At 33.1% G+C, this 1,924-nt stretch carries 3 protein-coding genes; all 3 read right to left on the bottom strand.

All coding sequences use genetic code 11. The features are described 5' to 3' along the window. A partial coding sequence (locus tag ABMQ40_RS16545; RefSeq protein ID WP_370901600.1) for a DUF8616 domain-containing protein occupies positions 1 to 620 on the bottom strand: 620 nt, incomplete at its 3' end. Positions 621 to 668: 48 nt separating this feature from the next. Further along, positions 669 to 1,355, bottom strand: coding sequence for a hypothetical protein (locus ABMQ40_RS16540; RefSeq protein WP_370901598.1), 687 nt, complete (start codon positions 1,353 to 1,355; stop codon positions 669 to 671). Further along, the coding region (locus ABMQ40_RS16535; RefSeq protein WP_370901596.1) for a hypothetical protein at positions 1,318 to 1,924 on the bottom strand (607 nt) is incomplete at its 5' end. The genes ABMQ40_RS16535 and ABMQ40_RS16540, both read right to left, overlap by 38 nt.

The raw sequence follows: 1,924 nt of genomic DNA, 5'->3' as shown, positions 1-1,924 counted from the left end.
CCGTTAATAAAGTGATTCCACCTTCCTGGATTAAAAAACTTATATCTTCCTGCAATATCGCTATACACTTTGCCAGTTGCAGTTATGCTTGCATAAAACTTGGTGGAAGGAGCAATAAACTCAGAGTTTTTAAACGCCTTAGAGAGTTTACTTGCAATACCGTTCCCCCACCTTCCTGTTTGGCAAGACATAAGCTCTACTTTAATACCACCTCCAAGTTCTCGGTAATTTTTCCAAGCTTCACTTCGCTGCATTAAAACTTCATCGAATTGTTTGGGAGTCATAATCTTTTGACCATCTGGACCAATAATACGGTCAGGAGCACCGTGAGTGTATATCCTGACGGTTCCTTTGGGAACAGTAGTATCACTTTCCGCAAACTTATAAAGGTAACCGTCTTTCTCTTTGTTAAACCAATTTAATTTATCTCCCCGAGCATCATTTGAAGCTGCCGCAGTATTTCCGTTTCCATCAGCATAATTAATTTCGGCTTCAGATGATTGAGTTCCTACATTTTCAGCAGTAAACAGCTTACCTAAGCCGTAAGTTGCACCTGCTACAGCACCGCCAATTACAGCACCTTTGCTAATCCCTTCAAGGAAATTTTGTCCGGTAATCAAAGCTGTCACTGCTCCTGTTCCCCGTCAAAGCACCATGCTTTACACATTTTACCTATTGATAAATAATAAATCTTTTAAAACAAGGTTTCTATTATAAACCATATAATTAATTTTTTCTTTTTTTAATAATGAATCAAGTATCTTTGCTCTAGGCTCAAAAAGATCCCAATTTGCTGCAACCCGTGTGTTTTTATCATATAAAGTTTCATTATTGATCTTATATGAATTAAAACAAATAATAATTTTCCTCTCTGATTTTTTTGGTATGAATAAAAGACCACTTGAAAATGCTTCGAAATTATTTCCCGCAAAACAGAAAAGATAATCGTCTGCTCCTTTATAGTTAAAGAATGCCTTCCTATAAAATGTACTTAATAATTTTGAACCTTTTTCCCAATCTACAATATGATCTGCAAAATCAGAACTTACAATTTTGCCAGTAATATTCATTAATCCACCTCCATCTATATTACCATGATAGATAACTCCTCCTTTAGACTTTACTAAATAATATTCCGGAAATATAGACAAAGCATAATTCATATCCGAAGCATTTTTGAAAAGTAACGTAATCAATAAACTATTGTTATCAATTTTTTCTTTTTTTACTATACTAACGGATATTTCATTTTCGTATAGCTCTTTTTTATAACAAGATAAATTTAAGAATAGTATTCCGAGCAAGAAAACATACTTTTTATTTGATCTTAACTGATAAAATTTTAATCTTTTCATAAAGCTGTTTATAGGTAACATTTTTTAATATATAACTGTTAAAAATACCTTGCATTTGAGAAGTATTTTTAAAGAATCCAGGCAATCCAACATCTTTTAATCCATTCTTAGTTATAAAATCGTTCTCTAATCCCCAGATTGCAGCATGATCAACTGATATTCCGCCAGCTCCTGGAATTATAGCATTTTCATATCCTTTTATGGTCTTATCAAATCTTAATGCATTAAAAGCAGGATATAAATTCAACATAGAGTGCCCTAACTCATGTGCCATTACAAATCCTAGTTTTATTTTAGAGCCAAAAGCATGTCTTGAAAATGATATACTCGAAGTATTATTATCCCAAAAATTTCTTCTTGTATAAGCAATTACTTCTTCACCTTTAGGATTAATATACAAGTCACCTCTTTTAGTATACCTATCTGACACATGATCTACATAAAACTGTTTTGCTCCAGTATTCATTTTATCCCATCCGGTATCCTTATACATTTTTCTTAAGGTACCTATTGATGGATCCAAAGGTTCTCCTGAGTCGGCTATTCCATAAGCATCATATTCAGCTTTG

Origin of the sequence: Chryseobacterium gossypii (assembly GCF_041361455.1) — a bacterium.
GTDB classification, from domain to species: Bacteria; Bacteroidota; Bacteroidia; order Flavobacteriales; family Weeksellaceae; genus Chryseobacterium; species Chryseobacterium gossypii.
Note: the sequence above shows the minus strand (reverse complement) of the source record. Positions and strands in the feature narration are given on the sequence as shown.

What these genes read in the sequence shown, in the direction of transcription:
- ABMQ40_RS16540 (WP_370901598.1), bottom strand. Translation starts at nt 1,355, where the DNA reads ATGAAAAGATTAAAATTTTATCAGTTAAGATCAAATAAAAAGTATGTT.